The organism is Microbacterium proteolyticum (assembly GCF_029639405.1).
GTDB lineage: Bacteria > Actinomycetota > Actinomycetes > Actinomycetales > Microbacteriaceae > Microbacterium.
Map to the genome: position 1 here is coordinate 401602 of NZ_CP121274.1, position 15746 is coordinate 417347.

Below are 15746 nucleotides of genomic sequence, written 5' to 3' on the forward strand. Positions count from 1 at the left end.
TATAGAGTCATCGCACGGTAGTTGTTTTGCTGTGGCAGCTACCGACATGTGATTGCAGGACACTCTGGTGCAGGGAAAGGGCCGGTCGAGACTCCTCGACCGGCCCTTCGTCCGTTCTCGGCCCCGATCCACGACCGATCCGGCCGAACGCGGGAGGATGGGGACGTGAAAGACGAGGATCTGACCGACCCCGACGGGCGCCTCGTGCTCGTCCGCCACGGCGAGACCGAGTGGAGCCGCACCGGCCGCCACACCGGGCTGACCGACATCCCCCTCACCGAGACCGGCGCCTACAAGGCCGAGCTCGCCGGCACCCTGCTCGCCACCCGCCACTGGGACCTCGTGCTGTCCAGCCCCCTGCACCGCGCCGTCGAGACCGCCGCCCGAGCGGGCTACCCGCAGGCCGAGCTCGAACCGCGCCTGGTCGAGTGGGACTACGGCGCGTACGAGGGCCTCACGACGCCCGAGATCGACGCGCGCCTCGGCCGGCCCTGGACGATCTGGCAGGCCGGTGCCCCCGCCGGCGCGACGCCCGGCGAAACGGTCGAGCAGGTCACGGCCCGCGCGGAATCACTGCTGGACGAACTGCGCCCGCGCGTCCGCGCCGGCGAGCAGGTGCTGCTCTTCTCCCACGCGCACTTCCTCCGCGCCCTGGCCGGTGTCTGGCTGGGCCTCACCGCCGCGGGCGGACGCTACTTCGTGCTCGGCACCTCCGCGGTGAGCGAGCTCGGGTTCGAGCACGGCTCCGAGGTCATCACGCAGTGGAATCACGTCCGCGGGCGCTGACCCGGCCGTGACCTCCGCCGCGGGCGGAGGACCGCCGCCCCTTGCGCGAGTCGCCCATTATGCTCTGGCCACGGGGACTCGCCGCCGCACCCGACGACGACGAGGAGAACCGTTCCGGGGGGAGGGGGACGCATGGCCGACGTCCGCGGCGACCGTGAGCTCCTCACCGCCGTTCGAAGCGGTGAGACCACGGCCTTCGAAGAGCTGTGGACGCGCCACCGCGAGGCCGCGGCGAGGTACGCGCGGCGGGCGCTTCCCTCGCGGGTGGACGACCTCGTCTCCGAGGCCTTCCTCGCGATCTACCAGCAGGTCACGACGACGGCCACCGGCCCCACGGACGCGTTCCGCCCCTACCTGAAGGCCGTGATCCGCAACACGGCCCTCCGGTGGCGACGCGCGGAGGTCGACCTGAGCGATCGTCCCGTCGAGGAGATCGGCACCTCCCTGGATGCGCTGACCCTCGTCGAGCGCGACGACGAGCGCTCCGATCTGTCCGCAGCCCTGGAGGGTCTCCCGCCTCGCTGGCGGCGTCTGCTGTGGTTGACCGAGGTGGAGGGAGCGGACCGCCGGAAGATCGCCGAGGAACTCGGGATCTCGGCCAATGCCGTCTCCGCTCTCCGCCGTCGGGCGACGTCGGGGCTCGCGCGCACCTGGCTCGCCCAGCAGATTCCCCCGCTCCTCCGAGACGATCCGACGCACGCCGCCCGCATCCTGCCCGACTACGTCAACCGGGCCACCGACCCCCGGACGGATGCCGCCGTCCGTGCCCACATCGCGACCTGCGGGTCGTGCGCCGACCTCCTCCACGCCCTCCGCAGCAGGGCGTCTCGCACCCAGCGCACGCTCGCCCTGATCCTGATCGGCTCGGCGACGGGATCGGGGGCCGCGGCGGCAGCCGCCTCGACGGGAGGCGGGACGGTCACCGCCCTCGGCCTCGGCTCACTCGCCTCGGGAGGCACCGGGTCCTCCACGGCGGGCGGATCCGCGGCCGCCGGCGTCGCCTCGTCGACGGCGGGCGGATCCGCGGCCGCCGGAGTCGCCGCCGGCGCCGGCGTCGGCGTCGGCGTCGGCGTCGGCGTCGGCGCGACCGTCGGCGCCCTCAGCGTGCTCGCCGTCGGCGGGGTCACGGCATCCCTTCTTCTGCTCGCGCCCCTCCTCGGCACAGCGGCCCCCGATGCGGCCGACGCGGCGGCTCCGCCCGCGCCGCCGCCCGTCGTGAGCGCAGGATCACCGGTGCTCCCGGCGGCGGAGAATACCGCGCCGACAGAGGCCGCACCCACCACCCCCGCCCCCGAGGCCACGACCGCCCCCCGCGTGGGGAGGGGGGTCGAGGATCCGAACCTCACGGAGGCGGCTCTCGTCCTCGATCCCGCGACGCTCCCCCTCCCTCCGTCCGACCGGCCCACCCCGCTCGCGCAGAGCGGCACCGCCACGCCGACACCCGCTCCGACCTCGTCCGCGGGTCCGACCCCCGATCCCGCCGCTGCGACGACGGGGTACCTCGCGCCCGCATTGACCGGCCGCGGTCGACCGGGCGACACCGTCACGGTCGACGTGGACGGATCGCGGTACGCCGCCGACACGACGCCGGACGGCAGCTGGACCTTCGACGCCCGCCGCCTCTCCCTTCCCGCGGGCACCTACCCGTACGCCGTGACGAGCTCCTCGACCGACGGCACGGTTTCGACACGAGCGGGCAGTTTCACGATCGTGAGTCTCGGGGTTCGCGGCTTCGAGGGTCTCGCAGGCATCCAGGACATGACCGTGGACGAAGCATCCACGACCGGTCTCGTGATCGAGGTGGACGGCCCACCGGATGCCACGGTGCTCGCGGTCAGCATGACCGGCCACGCGGTGCAGTTCTCGCTCGACGGCGACGGGCACGCCCGCAAACGCCTCGTGATGGCGGCGCGAGGCTGGTATTACCTCACGTTCCGCGTGGTGGACGGCGACGGTCGCTGGGGCCCCGGCACGGAGCGCGCCGTCGACGTCTACGACCCCGACATCATCTTCGATCCGTGGGGCCCCTCCCCCGAGGAGATGACCTTCGACCTGACCGAGCCCTGAGCGGCTCGAACGATGCCTCTCTCATCACGAAAAGATCACGGAAACCTCTTCCCTTCCGTTACCTCACCGTTATAGAGTCATCGCACGGTAACCGTTTTGCTGTGGCGGTTATCGACATGTGATTGCAGGACACTCTTGGTGCAGAGGGCCGGTCGGATGCCGCTTCGACCGGCCCTTCCTGTATTCACCGACATGGACGTGGCACCGCCCCCGTCGGGTCGGGACGCCCTACCCTGAGTCCATGACCGATCGTCGCCTCGCCGTCCAGGCATGGGAGAGCCTGTTCCGTGCGCAGCACGAGGTGTTCGAGGATCTGCGCACCGACTTCGAGTGCTCCGAGCTGTCGCAGGCCGAGTACGACGTGCTCCTGACGGTGACCCGTCGCCGCGGAATGACCGCGCGTCTGCGCGACGTCACGGCGAACATGCTCATCAGCCAGCCCAGCGTCTCGCGCCTGGTGGAGCGCATGGTCGCCCGCGGGCTGCTCACCAAATGCGCCGACCCCGAGGACGGCCGCGGGTCGCTCGTCACGGCGACCGAGGCCGGCGCCGTCGCCTTCCGCCGTCTCGCCGCCGCGCACGCGACCTCGATCGCGGACCGCATGGCCCGCCTCGACGACGCCGAGCTCGCCCAGCTTCACTCGCTGACCGCGAAACTCCGCGACGCACGCTGACACCGCGGGGCCGCACCGTGCCCCGCTCCGTCCCGCTCCGCCGTTGAGTGTCCAAGACACGCCGTTCGGCGCCGATGGCATCGGCGTGTCTTGGACACTGAAGCCCGGGGACGACGCCGACCGCCCGCGCGTCAGCACTCGATGACGTTGACCGCGAGGCCGCCCTCGCTCGTCTCCTTGTACTTCGTCGACATGTCGATGCCGGTCTGCCGCATCGTCTCCACGACGGTGTCGAGCGACACGTAGTGCGTGCCGTCGCCGCGCAGCGCGAGGCGCGCGGCGGTGACGGCCGTCGAGGCCGCGATCGCGTTGCGTTCGATGCACGGGATCTGCACGAGACCGCCGACCGGGTCGCACGTGAGACCGAGGTGGTGTTCCATCGCGATCTCGGCCGCGTTCTCGATCTGCCGGTTCGTGCCGCCCATCACCGCCGTCAGTCCGCCCGCGGCCATGGCGCACGCGGAGCCGACCTCGGCTTGGCATCCACCCTCGGCACCCGAGATCGACGCGTTGTTCTTGAACAGCGACCCCAGCGCCGCCGCCGTCAGGAGGAAGCGACGGATGCCACGGCGGCGATTGGCCTCGGCCACCTGCGCGTCGTCCCACCCGGCGGCTTCGTCCCGCGTGGCGGCGTGACCGTGGAAGCCGAGCAGCGCGCTCCCGACCAGCTCGCCGTGCGGGGTGACGGCGTTGCCCACACCGAGTCCGGAATCCGCGAGGAACCGCCACCAGTACATCGCCACCGCGGGGAGGATGCCCGCTGCACCGTTGGTGGGGGCGGTCACCACGCGCCCTCCGGCGGCGTTCTCCTCGTTCACCGCGAGGGCGAACGCACCCAGCCACTCCCCCGGGAGTTCGCGGTGCCCCTCCGCCTCGATCGCCTCGAGCTGTCCGCGGATGACCGACGCCCGGCGCTTGACCTTCAGGATGCCGGGGAGCACACCGTCGTGCTGCAGACCGGCGTTGACGCAGGAGGCCATGGCATCCCAGATCCGGTCCAGTCCCTCGGCGATCTCCTCGTCGGAGCGCAGTGCCTCCTCGTTGCGGCGCGCGGCTTCGGCGATCGTGATGCCGTGCTCGTCGCACAGCGCGATCAGCGACGCGGCGTCGGTGTAGGGGAACGGCACGGGAGCGGCGGCGACCCGCGGCGGCTCGCCCTCCCGGCGGATGAACCCGCCGCCGACCGAGTAGTAGGTCTCGTCGGCGAGGATCGCGCCGTCGGCGTCACGCGCGAACAGCGTCATCGCGTTCGGGTGGCCGGGCAGGCGCGTGCGCGGCGCGAGCACGATGTCGGCTTTCGAGAACGGGATGCCATGGCTCCCGGCCAGGGCGAGCTCCTGGCCGTCGGGCCAGTCCGACCACGCCCGGCGCACGGCATCCGGATCCACCCTCTCGGGTTCGAGCCCCTGGAGGCCCGCGACCACGGCATCCGGGGTTCCGTGCCCGATGCCGGTCGCGCCGAGCGATCCGTACAGGGCGCAGGAGACGGATGCCACCCGATCGAGCGTCCGGGTGGAACGCAGGCGTGCGGCGAATTCTGCGGCGGCCCTCATGGGGCCGACCGTGTGGGAGCTCGAGGGTCCTACTCCGATGGAGAACAACTCGAACGCCGAGACGTAGGCGCTCATGGGAACAGCGTACGTCGCGCCCCCGTCACCGTCCGGACACCGGCTCGCCACGCCCGGGATGCCGTGCCGTCGGCGCCGATTAGACCTCCACCGCTTCTCCGTCTATGCTGGACCACGGCCTGCGCGCCGTTTCGCGCGGAGGCCCTGCGCCCGTAGCTCAATGGATAGAGCATCTGACTACGGATCAGAAGGTTAGGGGTTCGAGTCCCTTCGGGCGCACACTGTGTTGAGACAGTGAAACAACGGCCTCCGCTTCGGCGGGGGCCGTTGTTGTCTCCATCTTGCACGCTCGGACTGCACATGGGCACGGATCCTGGACGCGGTCGCGAGCTACGGTCGCGTGATCAGCGCCGGCGGAGCGTGGCCACCCGAAGATTCACACCCACCTGCGCGAGGAGCGAAGGCACGAAGCAGGCGAATACGGTCAGGGCCCTGAGCCAGCCGTTCTCGACGCCGTGGGCGAGTATCACTCCTCCGAACACCGTGAAGCCGATTCCCACCACGAAGAATGCCCGCAAGCGTTTCTCGGGGCGGTGAAAGAACGGAACGCGATCGGTCGGATTCCGTCGGTGAAAAACGAGCATCCCGGCGATGTACACGCTCTGCCCCATCACCGCGCTCGCCACCCAGACCCATGTCATGGCGGCATCCACCCCGCCCCCTCAGCCTCGCGCGACGGTGACGACGATACGGACAGGTGGCGCCGACCGAGTGGGCTTGACGCGGCGCGAGTTGTCGCACCGACGACCTCGCGGCGAGCTGTTCGCGACACGGTTCGGGGAAGCCGGGTTGCTGCGCGCGTAGAAGTCGCCGCGGGAATGCCCTCCGGCCGCGCACCATAGCGAGGCAACCGGCGTCCTGGTAGCGGGCGGACTCAGATCGCGTCGGCGGTGATCAGCCGTTTCCGCAGGGCGCGGACCGCGTCGCGGCCGGCCCGGTTGGCTCCCACCGTGGACTGCGACGGTCCGAACCCGATGAGGTGCACGCGCGGCTCGACGGCGACCTGGGTTCCCGTCAGCTGGATTCCCCCGCGCTCGTTCCGCAGCCCGAGCGGATCGAGGTGTGCGAGGTCGGGACGGAACCCCGTCGCCCAGAGGATCGCGTCGACCGGGGCGAACGACCCGTCGGCCTCCCGCACCCCGTCGGGTTCGATCGCGGTGAACATCGGGCGACGCACGAGGGCGCCGCGCTCCCGAGCCGCGACCGCGTACGGCAGCCAGGACAGTCCGGTGTACGAGACGACGCTTCCCGAGGGGTTTCCCGCCTCGACGTCGGCGACGACCTTCGCGATGACCTCCCGCCCCGTCTCGGGGGTGAAGTCCCCCTCCCAGAACACGGGTTCCCGCCGCGTGTACCAGAACACCGTCGCCACCCGGGAGATCTCCTCGAGCTGCTGCACCGCGGAGATGCCTCCGCCCACGATCGCCACACGGAGACCCGCGAACTCCTCGAGCGACACGTAGTCGCGGGTGTGCGACTGCCGACCGCGGAAGGTCTCCTGGCCGGGATAGTGCGGGAGCAGCGGGTTGTTCCACGTCCCGGTCGCGTTGATGACCGTACGCGTCTCCCACACCCCCGACGTCGACTCGACGATCAGGTCGCCGTCGGGGTCGGCATCCGCGTAGCGCACCGCGCTCACGGTCACCGGGCGCAGGATCGGCGGCCGCAGGTGCTGCTCGTACGCGGCGAAGTAGGCGGGCACCGCGTCGCGGCTCGGCGCCGACTCATCGATCGGCGGCTTCGGGAAGCCGGGGAGGTCGAAGATCCCGTTCACGGTCGCCATCGTCAGTGACTCCCATCGGTGCCGCCAGGCGCCGCCCGCCGCGGGTTCGGCATCCAGCACCACGAACGACGGCGCGTCCCCGTCGCGCGAGGGGTCCAGCGCGCTCACGAATCCGGCGCGGGCGAGGTGGTAGGCCGCGGAGAGCCCCGCCTGACCCGCGCCGATGACGACGACGCTCGCGCGACGCCGGTCTTCCGCGGAAATGCCCACGCTCGATTATCGGCGCGGATCCGCTCAGGGGCGGCTCAGCCGGTCGCGGCTGCGCCGGTACTCGAGCACGACGACCGCGAGAACGACCGCGACGGCGGTGCCGACGACCGTGACCACGGGCAGGAGGGCGCAGGCGAGCACGAGCGCCGCGGCGGCGAGGAACAGCGCCGAGGCGGAAGCGGGGATCCGCCCGCGCAGGAGCACCGCCCACCTGGCCACCAGGAACACCGCGACCGGGATCGTCAGCGCGAGCGAGGCGGTACCGGCATCCAGGTGCTCCGCGGCTCCGGTGATCAGGTCGAGCTCGACCTCGATCCCCGCCGACACCGCACCGGCGGCGGCGAAGACGAAGTAGTGCGCGTACCCGAACGTGAACGCCCGACGCCCGGCACCGAGCCCGTCGCCCTGCTCGCGCGAGAAATAGGTCCACCACATGCCCGCCGCCAGCACGACACCCGCGATCGCGAGGACGGCGAGATCGCCGGAGTGCCCCTCGGCGTTGCGCGCGTCGATGATCGCGTTCGCCGACGCCAGCAGGCTCTCCCCCAGCACGATCAGCGTGAAGAGGCTGTAGCGCTCCGCGACATGGTGCGGATGCCACGGCGTCCCCTGCACGCGCTCCGCCCACACCGGCACGAGGAACTCCAGGATCATGACCGGCCAGAACGTCCAGAACTGCACCTCGGGAGGGAACGCGATGCGCGCCACCCACAGCAGCTGCACGATCGAGATGCCCACCGCGAAGCGGATCGCGACCCTCCGCCGAGACGGATCCGACAGGGCCACCCGCACCCACTGCCCGACCATGGCCAGACGCATGACCACGTAGCCCCAGGTGACGGTGTCCCAGCGCCCCTCGACCATCGCGTCGTGGACACCCGCGGCGAGGATCAGGACGCCGCCCATCTGCACGATCGTCATCACCCGGTACAGCCAGTCGTCGGTGTCGAAAGCCGAGGCGAACCAGGTGTAGTTGACCCACGCCCACCACAGCGCGAAGAACACCATCGCGTAGGTCAGGGTCGCCGACGCCGCGTGCCCCTCCACGACACCGTGGTGGAGGTTCTGCGACGCCTGCGACACGGCGACGACGAAGACGAGGTCGAAGAACAGCTCGAGAGGGCTGGCCACCCGGTGATGCTGATGCGGGTCGCGCCCCGTCATCCGCACCAGGCCGGCGCGGGCCAGGATCGAGCCGCTCATGCGTGCGGCGGGATGCGGAACGAACCGATGCGGTCGCCCACGGCGGTCACGATGGCGCTGGACTCCCCCGTGAACACGTGACTGCGCCAGGAGCCGGCGTTGATGGCGTCGACGGCTCGCTGGACGACGAGGGGAACGGAGACGGATGTCATCGGGGTCCTCCGGAACGGGGAGTGATCACCGCCCGAGGACGCGGCTCCAGCGGCGGCGCGTTCGACACGCAGCGACAGCAAGCTACACGCGACCATCCGGCCGAGTCGGCCCACCGGGGCCCCTTTGTCGGTCGGAGCGGGTGAATTCGTGGGTGATACGCAATGTCGGACACGGATTCGCCGTCGCCGCGTCACCTTCGGTGCCGACCGCACTCCCCTGTGGTGACGGGGCTCCCGCATGCCGGCCCCGTCGACCCGAAGGGAGAGCCGATGTCACTGTCCGAGCCAATGGACCCTCACGTGTCCCCCTCCGGCGCGACGCACACCGACCTCCGCGACGTCGTCGTCGCATCCCGTCATGTCTTCGCACTCCGCCACGATCCGGACCGGATCCCGGCAGCCGTCATCGCGACCCTCGCGCGGACCCCGACCTCGGTGATCGCGCGGCTCTCCGGCGCCGAACGGTGGTACGCGGCCGCAGCCATCGCCGGCGCCCGCGCCTCGGCTGCGTCCTACGACGCCGCCGCGTCGGTCCTCGCCGCGGTCGCGTGGGAGACGCTGTCCACCCACGCGGGGATCGAACCCCGGGCCCGCGCCTGGGGCTGGCTCATCGTCGCTGAGATCTCCCTCGCCGGCGGTTCGCTGCGCCGCGCTCTGAACGCCGCGGAGAATGCCCGCGTGGCGCTCGGCGAGCACCCCGACGAGATCATGCAGCAGGAGGCGGTCGCCCTCGCTGCACTGGCGCGCGCCCTCAACGGGGAGTCCGCCCACGCCCGACGCTTCATCGAAGGCGCCTCGCCGGGCCCGCCGGCCCGCGTCGAACGACTCGTCGTCTACACCCGCGCCGTGCTCGCCGCCGCCGAGGCCGACGCGTGGGTTCTGAGCGACTGTGCCGAGACGCTGCGTCGACGATCCCCCGTCCACGACACCGCCGAAGCCGCCGCGACCCTGATGGCCGCGCTCGCTCGACTCCTCGACGGCCGCGTCGACGAGGCGTCGGCGAAAGCCACGAGCATCCTGCATGCGACGGCGTACGACCGATTCCCTCCGATCCTGCGGGCGCTGGCGGCCACGCTCACCGCTCGCACGCTCATCGCGCGCGGCGACCACCTGCGCGCGCTGACGGTGCTTCACGAGCGGTCCTCCCCCGCGGGCCACGTGGTGTGTCTCGAGTCGGTCCGGGCCTCCGCGTACCTCGGGATCGGATGGTGGCGCGAATGTCTCCGCGCCACCGACGGATGTCTGCGGATGGGCCATCAGCACGCGCTGCGGACCCTCACCTCGGTGTCGCTGAACCGCGCCGTCGCCTTGCACCGGCTCGGCCACGCGCCGGCGGCCGACGCGATGTTCGCGGACGGTGTCCACACGGCGCTGAGCACGGGATCGATCGTGGACCTGCTCCTGCTCCCCCCGGGCGAGACCGACGCCCTGTTCTCCCGGGCGGGGGAAGCGGCGGCGGGTCTGTCGCAGCGTGTCCGGGACGCCCGGACGTTCACCCCGGCCCCACGAAGCGCTGCACGGGCCATCCCCGCCTTCAGCCCGAGAGAAGAGGTCCTGGCTCGCGCACTGCTCGCGGGCACGACGATGCGCGAGATCGCGATCGAGCTGCACGTGTCCGTGAACACCGTCAAGACCCAGACCCGCGCCGTGTACCGCAAGGCCGGGGTGCGCTCCCGCACCGAGCTGATCCTTCTTCTGGACGACATCGGATTCGGCGGCGCGGCGCGGCCGTCGTGATCCGTGCCGTCAGGCGGGACCACCGGCCTGCAGCTGCGCGATCTGCGCGCGCGCCGCGTCGATGAGCTCGGAGTTCGTGTGGGCACGACCCCCCAACCCCCACCCGCCGTCGACGGCCTCGGTCAACAGGACCCATGTCCGGGCCGTGAGCGACGGGTCTCCCGCGGCATCCGCCACGATCCGCGTGAACTGCTCGACCACCGCGATCTGCTTGTCGCGGTCCAGCGCGCCCGCGTTCGTCAGCACCTGGACGCGCACGTAGGCGGACTCCCCCTCGACGTTGGAGAGACGGCCGGCGGTCAGCTCGTGGACGAACGCGGCGGTGTTCTCGCGGAACATCGGAATGTCGGGGACCTGTTCGATCCGCATCAGCGTCGTCGCGAGGGTCCGCGCCAGCGCGTGCGCATCGGGGAAGGTTCCGGCGGTCGCGTACACGTCGATCATGGGCATGGGTCATCTCCTGGCTCGGGGAACTGGTGCGGTGCCAGTGTTATGTATGACGACCGTCATAGTCAAGACGCGGACCTATACTCTCAAGGTGGTCGACAGGGGGAAAGAGAGTCCGCGAGAGGCGATGATCGGGGGCGCCGCGCGCCTGCTCGCCGAGCGCGGGCTGCAGGAGACGTCCTTCTCCGAGGTCCTGAAACTCACCGGCGCCCCGCGCGGCTCGATCTATCACCACTTCCCGGAGGGCAAGGATCAACTGGTCCGTCACGCGGTCGAAGCCGCCGGAGACCGGTTGCGCGCGCGCCTCGAGCAGCTCCGCGGGCGCCCCGCCGAAGAGGTCGCCGCCGGTTTCCTGGCCATGTGGCGGCACCTGCTCGTCGAGGCGGACTTCCGCATCGGGTGCTCCGCGACGGCGGTGACGGTGGCCACCGTCTCGACCGATCTCCTCGACTCCGCCTCGAACGTCTTCCGCGAGTGGACGGACACCCTGGCGTCACTCCTCACCGACGGCGGGATCCCCGCGGATGCCGCGCAGGGCGCGGCGACCCTGCTCATCGCGGGCAGCGAGGGGGCGGTGGTCCTCAGCCGGGCCCAGCGCGCCATCGACCCGTTCGATGCCGCCGCCCGAGGCCTGGAGAGCTACATCCGGACACTCGCTGCGAGCTGACCGCGGGCGGGACGCCGCGGGCTCAGGCCGAGGTCGACTTCTTCTTCTTCGGTGCCGGAGCCTCCGCCTCGTCACCGGCCGCCGCGGACTGCTCTTTCGCCCGTTTCTTCGCCTGCGAGGCGAGACGCGCGAGGTCGACCATGCGCAGCGCGTCCATGCGCGCGCGACGCATCGTGGCGTAGTCAGGATCGGCATCCGCCGTCATCCCCTCGACGTCGAGCCGCTTCGAGAGGTTCGCCTCGACATCGCCCCACGCGGCCGCGCGGGCCGCGGCGACGAGGGCGTCGACGCGCTCGGGGTCGTCGGCGAACGCGCGCAGCTCCTTCGCGACACCGTGCGACTGACGGGCGCGGCGCCGGAGGTTGCGGGTGTCGCGGTCGCGGTAGTCGTGCGTGCCCGACGAGTCGGAGAAACGTCCCCAGGCGCGCTTGCGCTGCTGGGTCACGCGATCGGCGGCCTGGTCCTGCTCGGTGGCGAGGGCACGGAGGGTCTCGCGGGCGAATTCGGCGAAGACCTCGCCGTCGAAGTGTCCCCCGCGGGCGATCGTCTCGACCAGGATGCGGTTGCGTACGGTGAGCCGCGCCGCGGCCGTCGCGATCGACAGCCCTTCGGCGATGGCATCCTTCGTCCGGCCCACGCGACCTCCCGCTCCAGGCTACCGTCCGAGGCGCGCGGCCGAGTCCGCGGTCAGGTCAGAGCGGCGACGATCTTCCCGATGCGGCGGGCGCGCGTCTCGGGCGCCTTCGCCTCGGCCACGCTTCCCGCGTGCGCCTTGCGCGTGCTCGGGGCCAGCGCATCGAACGCCGCACGCACGCCGGCCTCGGCGAGCGCCGCGGCCAGATCGTCGGGGAGCTCCACCGTCCGCTCGGCGGTGTCCAGCGTCAGCTCCACCGTGATCGCGTCGCCACCGGCGAGGCCCGTCGCCTTGCGTTTGTCGGCCGAGAAGGGGATCAGCTGGCGTCCGCCCATCACGGCCATCGTGCTGGAGTACACGTACCCGTTGACGTCGACGGTGACCGCGGCGCGTTTGCCGCCGCCCAGCCCCTCGACCACCTCGGGGGGCACCTCGATGCCGGTGTTGTTGCCCATCTGCAGCAGCGTCGTCTCGAACCTCATTCGGCGAGTGTGGCAGAGACTCGCTTAGGCCAACAGCGCCGGTTTGGCAATCCCCGGGTCACGAACCGTTCGTCTCCATAGGGTCGGATGCGTTGCGGAGGGCCTCGGAGAGTACTCGGGGGCCTTCTGTCGTATCCGGGGTCACTCGGCTCGGACGCCGACCGCGGTGTCGCGATACCCCTCGGCCGAGACCCGGATGCGGATCTCCCCGGGGCCGGTGGGCCGGACGATCGCGAGTGCACGGCCGTGGAAGAGCGTCACGGATGCCGCGGAGAACGGTTCCTCCGTCGCCGCGCGGCCGGTTCCGAGGCCGGCGAGCACCGCGGGACCGTCGACCTCGACGGTGACGCGCACGTCGCGATCGCACGGCACGATGCCCGCGGCATCCTCCAGGGCGATCCGCACGAACCCCAACGCGTCGGGATCGGCGGCGATCGTGTCGACCTCCGCCCGGGCGGTGAGCGCGACCTCGGGCGCCGCCGTGCGCAGCGACGTCCGACCGACGTCGACGCCGCCGCGTCGAGCGACCGCGACGAGCTCGCCCGGAACGTACTCGGTCTCGAAGCGGGCGGTGTACTCGCGCACCGCTCCGACGGGAGCGACGCCGACCGACGCGCCGTCGCGGAAGAGTTCGACCTCGTCGGCGTCGGCGTACACGTCGACGCTCACGGGCGCGCCCGCGGCGACGCCCCAGGTCCACGACGCGACCGTGTCGTCCCACGACCACGGCGTCACCGCCGTCGGCCGACCGTGGTGGCGGGGCGGATGGACCGCGATGAACGGTTCTCGGCGCAGACCGTAGACGATCTCGCGGAAGAACGAGACGGTCCGGCGGTGACCGGTGATGTCGAGGTCGCCGGACTCGGCCGCGAGGTACGGGTACGGTCCCGCGGTGCCGGTGTCGGTGTACCCGGGTTCGTCCGCGTAGTCCACGCGTCCGATCCCCGCCTCGCCGAGGTAGTCCCAGCCGGTCCAGGTGAAGTCGCCGATCACGTGGGGCTGGCTCGACACGAGCGGCCACAACGCGCCGATGCGCTCGGGGAACGTCTCCGAGCCGACGATCACGCGGTTCGGGAACAGATCGGCATCCAGCGCGTACCGCGAGTCGGCGTAGTTGAATCCCACGACGTCGAGAACGGCCGCGGACTCCTCGATCGACTCGGTCACGAGGTCCGACGCGTTCAGCAGCGCCATCTGCTCGCCCATGGTCGCCATCAGGCTGTTGGGGTCCGAAGCCTGCGCCTCGGCCATCGCCTCACCCATGCGGTCGAGATTCGCGATGATCCCGTTGATGCCGTTGGTCACGAAGCGGGTGCCGTCGAGCTCGCGCACGGCCTCGGCGAGGCGCCGACTCCAGATCGCGCCGTGAGCACCGGCGAGCTCGAGGATCTCGTTGCCGATGGAGTACAGCACGACGCTGGGGTGGTTGGCATCCTTCGTCACCATCGCCTCGACGTCGCGGCGCCAGTGATCGGCGAACCCGACGGAGTGGTCGAAACCGGTCTTCGCCCGTGTCCACACGTCGCCGAGCTCGTCCATGACGACCATGCCGTGCCGGTCGCAGGCGTCGAGCATCGCCCGGCTCACGGGGTTGTGGGAACTGCGGATCGCGGTGAACCCGGCCTGCTTCAGCAACCGGATCCGGCGGTCCTCGGCCGCGGGGATCGCCACGGCCCCGAGCGGCCCGTTGTCGTGGTGCACGCACGCGCCCCGGAGCGTCACGCTCTCGTCGTTGATCCGCAGACCGTGCACGGGGTCGAGCCGGAGGGTCCGGATGCCGAACACCCGCGTCTCCGCGTCGAGCGGCGTCTCGCGGCCCTCCTCGACGAGCGTCGTGCGCAGACCGTACAGCTGCGGGTCGTCGATCCCCCAGCGGCGCGGATCGCGCACCGTGAGGCGCTGGCGCGCCGTCGCGCGCTCGCCCGGGAGCACCGAGACGGGCGAGTCGCCGGTGGCGACGACGGCGCCGTCGGGCGCGGTCACCTCCCACCGGACCCGGACGGTCCGCGTGTGGCGGGTCTCGTTCTCGACCACCGACGAGACGGCGACGATCGCGCGCTCGTCGTCGACATCGGACGTGACGATGCGCGTGGCATCCAGGGCCAGGTGGACGGGATCGGCGACGACGAGGTGGACCGGACGGTGGATGCCGGCTCCCGTGTACCACCGTGAGTCCTTGTGGACGCGGGCCTCGACGGTGATCCGGTTCGTGCGGCCGAAGCGCAGGTACGCGTCCAGCCGGACGGTGAAGGCGGCGTAGCCGCTCGCCTCGTGCGCCGCGCGGTCGCCGTCGACGAACACGACGGCGTCGCGGTAGACGCCCTCGAACTCCAGCAGCACCGTCTTCTCGCGCCATTCCTCGGGGACCACGAGCTCGTGGACGTACTCGAACACACCGCCCGGGTAGTACCCCGACGTCACCCCCTGCGGGCTGCCCGGATCGCGCGGGAGGTCGCGCAGGGCGTCGTGCGGGAGCGTGACCGGGACGAACGCGGTGGCTGCGTCGCGCTGTTCGAACGCGCCGAGCTTCGGCCCCACGGTCCAGCCGTGGAGCAGGGGCTCGCGGATCACGGGGCGTCCTCGGCCACCGTGTCGAGCAGGTCCTCCAGTGCGGTCAGATCGAACCCGCGGATCGAGCCCCGGAAGTACTCGGCGAGCGCCTCGGCCATGTCGGTGGATGCGGGGTCGAGGAGCCACTGCACCTGCAGGCCGTCCATGAGGGCGATCGTGGCGACGGCCGCGCGGCGGGGGTCGAGCCCCGGGGCGAGCCGTCCGGCGGCCTGGATGCGTTCGAACGCCTCGCGCGTGCTCTGGCGCACCTGCTCGTAGCGGCGGCGGAAGTAGTCGTGGGCCGGGTGATCCGGCGCGGTGGCCTCCGCCGACACCGTGCAGTACAGCTCGACCACCCCGGGGACGGAGGCGTTGTGTCGCGCGAGGTCGACGAGGTTGCGCAGGGTCTCGACCCCGTCGTCCTTCGTGAAGTCCACGATCGACCGGGCGAGTTCGTCGCGGTGGTCGAGCACCGCCTGCAGGAGCGCGCTCTTGCGCGGGAAGTGATGGAGGAGACCGGCTTCGCTCATACCGACCCGCTGCGCGATCTCGCGCAGCGACCCCGAGCGGTAGCCGGCCTCGGCGAAGACCTCGAGCGCGGCATCCAGGATCGCCTGCCGGGTCGCCTCGGATTTCGCATACTCGCCCCGCTGCCGGCGGGGAGTCTGCGTCGTCTCCGTCATCGCATCACCGTAACGCCCATCGGACCGATCGTCGGGTGGGAGCC

Annotated in this window: 15 protein-coding genes and 1 tRNA gene; 6 read left to right on the forward strand and 10 right to left on the reverse strand. The window is 71.5% G+C overall.

The features are described 5' to 3' along the window. The first annotated feature begins 165 nt into the window (after positions 1 to 165). From P8R59_RS02760 to P8R59_RS02770, 3 genes are all read left to right on the forward strand, one after another. Positions 166 to 786, forward strand: a complete 621-nt coding sequence (locus tag P8R59_RS02760) for a histidine phosphatase family protein (protein WP_278102614.1) — start codon at positions 166 to 168, stop codon at positions 784 to 786. Positions 787 to 918: 132 nt separating this feature from the next. Continuing rightward, complete coding sequence (locus P8R59_RS02765) at positions 919 to 2853, forward strand: sigma-70 family RNA polymerase sigma factor (RefSeq protein WP_278102615.1); 1935 nt, start codon at positions 919 to 921, stop codon at positions 2851 to 2853. 241 nt (positions 2854 to 3094) lie between these two features. After that, on the forward strand, positions 3095 to 3526 hold the full coding sequence (locus tag P8R59_RS02770) for a MarR family winged helix-turn-helix transcriptional regulator (protein ID WP_278102616.1): 432 nt from the start codon (positions 3095 to 3097) through the stop codon (positions 3524 to 3526). 131 nt (positions 3527 to 3657) lie between these two features. On the opposite strand, the gene P8R59_RS02775 is transcribed toward P8R59_RS02770, so the two are convergent. After that, positions 3658 to 5154 carry an L-serine ammonia-lyase, iron-sulfur-dependent, subunit alpha gene (locus tag P8R59_RS02775; protein ID WP_278102617.1) on the reverse strand — a complete coding sequence of 499 codons (1497 nt, stop codon included), beginning with the start codon at positions 5152 to 5154 and terminating at the stop codon, positions 3658 to 3660. A gap of 146 nt (positions 5155 to 5300) precedes the next feature. On the opposite strand from P8R59_RS02775, the gene P8R59_RS02780 reads away from it, so the two are divergent. Beyond that, a tRNA-Arg gene (locus P8R59_RS02780) sits at positions 5301 to 5373 on the forward strand. A 125-nt stretch (positions 5374 to 5498) separates the two neighbouring features. Here the strand turns inward: P8R59_RS02780 and P8R59_RS02785 are convergent. The 4 genes from P8R59_RS02785 to P8R59_RS02800 all read right to left on the reverse strand — a co-directional run bounded on the left by P8R59_RS02785 (position 5499) and on the right by P8R59_RS02800 (position 8502). Then, a complete protein-coding gene (locus tag P8R59_RS02785; protein WP_278102618.1) occupies positions 5499 to 5807 on the reverse strand; it encodes a hypothetical protein in 309 nt (102 codons plus the stop codon). 221 nt (positions 5808 to 6028) lie between these two features. Further along, positions 6029 to 7141 carry a flavin-containing monooxygenase gene (locus tag P8R59_RS02790; RefSeq protein WP_278103785.1) on the reverse strand — a complete coding sequence of 371 codons (1113 nt, stop codon included), beginning with the start codon at positions 7139 to 7141 and terminating at the stop codon, positions 6029 to 6031. A gap of 30 nt (positions 7142 to 7171) precedes the next feature. After that, complete coding sequence (locus P8R59_RS02795) at positions 7172 to 8350, reverse strand: low temperature requirement protein A (RefSeq protein WP_278102619.1); 1179 nt, start codon at positions 8348 to 8350, stop codon at positions 7172 to 7174. Further along, complete coding sequence (locus P8R59_RS02800) at positions 8347 to 8502, reverse strand: hypothetical protein (protein ID WP_278102620.1); 156 nt, start codon at positions 8500 to 8502, stop codon at positions 8347 to 8349. The genes P8R59_RS02795 and P8R59_RS02800 overlap by 4 nt, the downstream gene beginning before the upstream one ends. A 300-nt stretch (positions 8503 to 8802) precedes the next feature. On the opposite strand from P8R59_RS02800, the gene P8R59_RS02805 reads away from it, so the two are divergent. Next, on the forward strand, positions 8803 to 10239 hold the full coding sequence (locus P8R59_RS02805; protein ID WP_278102621.1) for a helix-turn-helix transcriptional regulator: 1437 nt from the start codon (positions 8803 to 8805) through the stop codon (positions 10237 to 10239). A 9-nt stretch (positions 10240 to 10248) separates the two neighbouring features. Here P8R59_RS02805 and P8R59_RS02810 read toward each other — a convergent pair whose 3' ends face one another. Then, positions 10249 to 10689: a tautomerase family protein gene (locus tag P8R59_RS02810; protein ID WP_278102622.1), complete on the reverse strand. Its 441-nt coding sequence runs from the start codon at positions 10687 to 10689 to the stop codon at positions 10249 to 10251. Between the two features lie 88 nt (positions 10690 to 10777). Between P8R59_RS02810 and P8R59_RS02815 the strand changes: the two genes are divergently transcribed. After that, positions 10778 to 11353 carry a TetR/AcrR family transcriptional regulator gene (locus tag P8R59_RS02815; RefSeq protein ID WP_278102623.1) on the forward strand — a complete coding sequence of 192 codons (576 nt, stop codon included), beginning with the start codon at positions 10778 to 10780 and terminating at the stop codon, positions 11351 to 11353. Between the two features lie 22 nt (positions 11354 to 11375). On the opposite strand, the gene P8R59_RS02820 is transcribed toward P8R59_RS02815, so the two are convergent. The 4 genes from P8R59_RS02820 to P8R59_RS02835 all read right to left on the reverse strand — a co-directional run bounded on the left by P8R59_RS02820 (position 11376) and on the right by P8R59_RS02835 (position 15702). Further along, positions 11376 to 11990, reverse strand: a complete 615-nt coding sequence (locus P8R59_RS02820; RefSeq protein WP_278102624.1) for an asparagine synthase — start codon at positions 11988 to 11990, stop codon at positions 11376 to 11378. Between the two features lie 50 nt (positions 11991 to 12040). Next, on the reverse strand, positions 12041 to 12469 hold the full coding sequence (locus tag P8R59_RS02825; protein ID WP_278102625.1) for a YdeI/OmpD-associated family protein: 429 nt from the start codon (positions 12467 to 12469) through the stop codon (positions 12041 to 12043). A gap of 141 nt (positions 12470 to 12610) precedes the next feature. Beyond that, positions 12611 to 15040, reverse strand: a complete 2430-nt coding sequence (locus tag P8R59_RS02830) for a glycoside hydrolase family 2 TIM barrel-domain containing protein (RefSeq protein ID WP_278102626.1) — start codon at positions 15038 to 15040, stop codon at positions 12611 to 12613. Then, positions 15037 to 15702, reverse strand: coding sequence for a TetR/AcrR family transcriptional regulator (locus P8R59_RS02835; protein WP_278102627.1), 666 nt, complete (start codon positions 15700 to 15702; stop codon positions 15037 to 15039). Before P8R59_RS02835 ends, P8R59_RS02830 begins: the two co-directional genes overlap by 4 nt. Between the last annotated feature and the right edge of the window lie 44 nt (positions 15703 to 15746).

What these genes read in the sequence shown, in the direction of transcription:
- P8R59_RS02765 (WP_278102615.1), top strand. Translation starts at nt 919, where the DNA reads ATGGCCGACGTCCGCGGCGACCGTGAGCTCCTCACCGCCGTTCGAAGC.
- P8R59_RS02770 (WP_278102616.1), top strand. Translation starts at nt 3,095, where the DNA reads ATGACCGATCGTCGCCTCGCCGTCCAGGCATGGGAGAGCCTGTTCCGT.
- P8R59_RS02775 (WP_278102617.1), bottom strand. Translation starts at nt 5,154, where the DNA reads ATGAGCGCCTACGTCTCGGCGTTCGAGTTGTTCTCCATCGGAGTAGGA.
- P8R59_RS02795 (WP_278102619.1), bottom strand. Translation starts at nt 8,350, where the DNA reads ATGAGCGGCTCGATCCTGGCCCGCGCCGGCCTGGTGCGGATGACGGGG.
- P8R59_RS02800 (WP_278102620.1), bottom strand. Translation starts at nt 8,502, where the DNA reads ATGACATCCGTCTCCGTTCCCCTCGTCGTCCAGCGAGCCGTCGACGCC.
- P8R59_RS02810 (WP_278102622.1), bottom strand. Translation starts at nt 10,689, where the DNA reads ATGCCCATGATCGACGTGTACGCGACCGCCGGAACCTTCCCCGATGCG.
- P8R59_RS02825 (WP_278102625.1), bottom strand. Translation starts at nt 12,469, where the DNA reads ATGAGGTTCGAGACGACGCTGCTGCAGATGGGCAACAACACCGGCATC.
- P8R59_RS02835 (WP_278102627.1), bottom strand. Translation starts at nt 15,702, where the DNA reads ATGACGGAGACGACGCAGACTCCCCGCCGGCAGCGGGGCGAGTATGCG.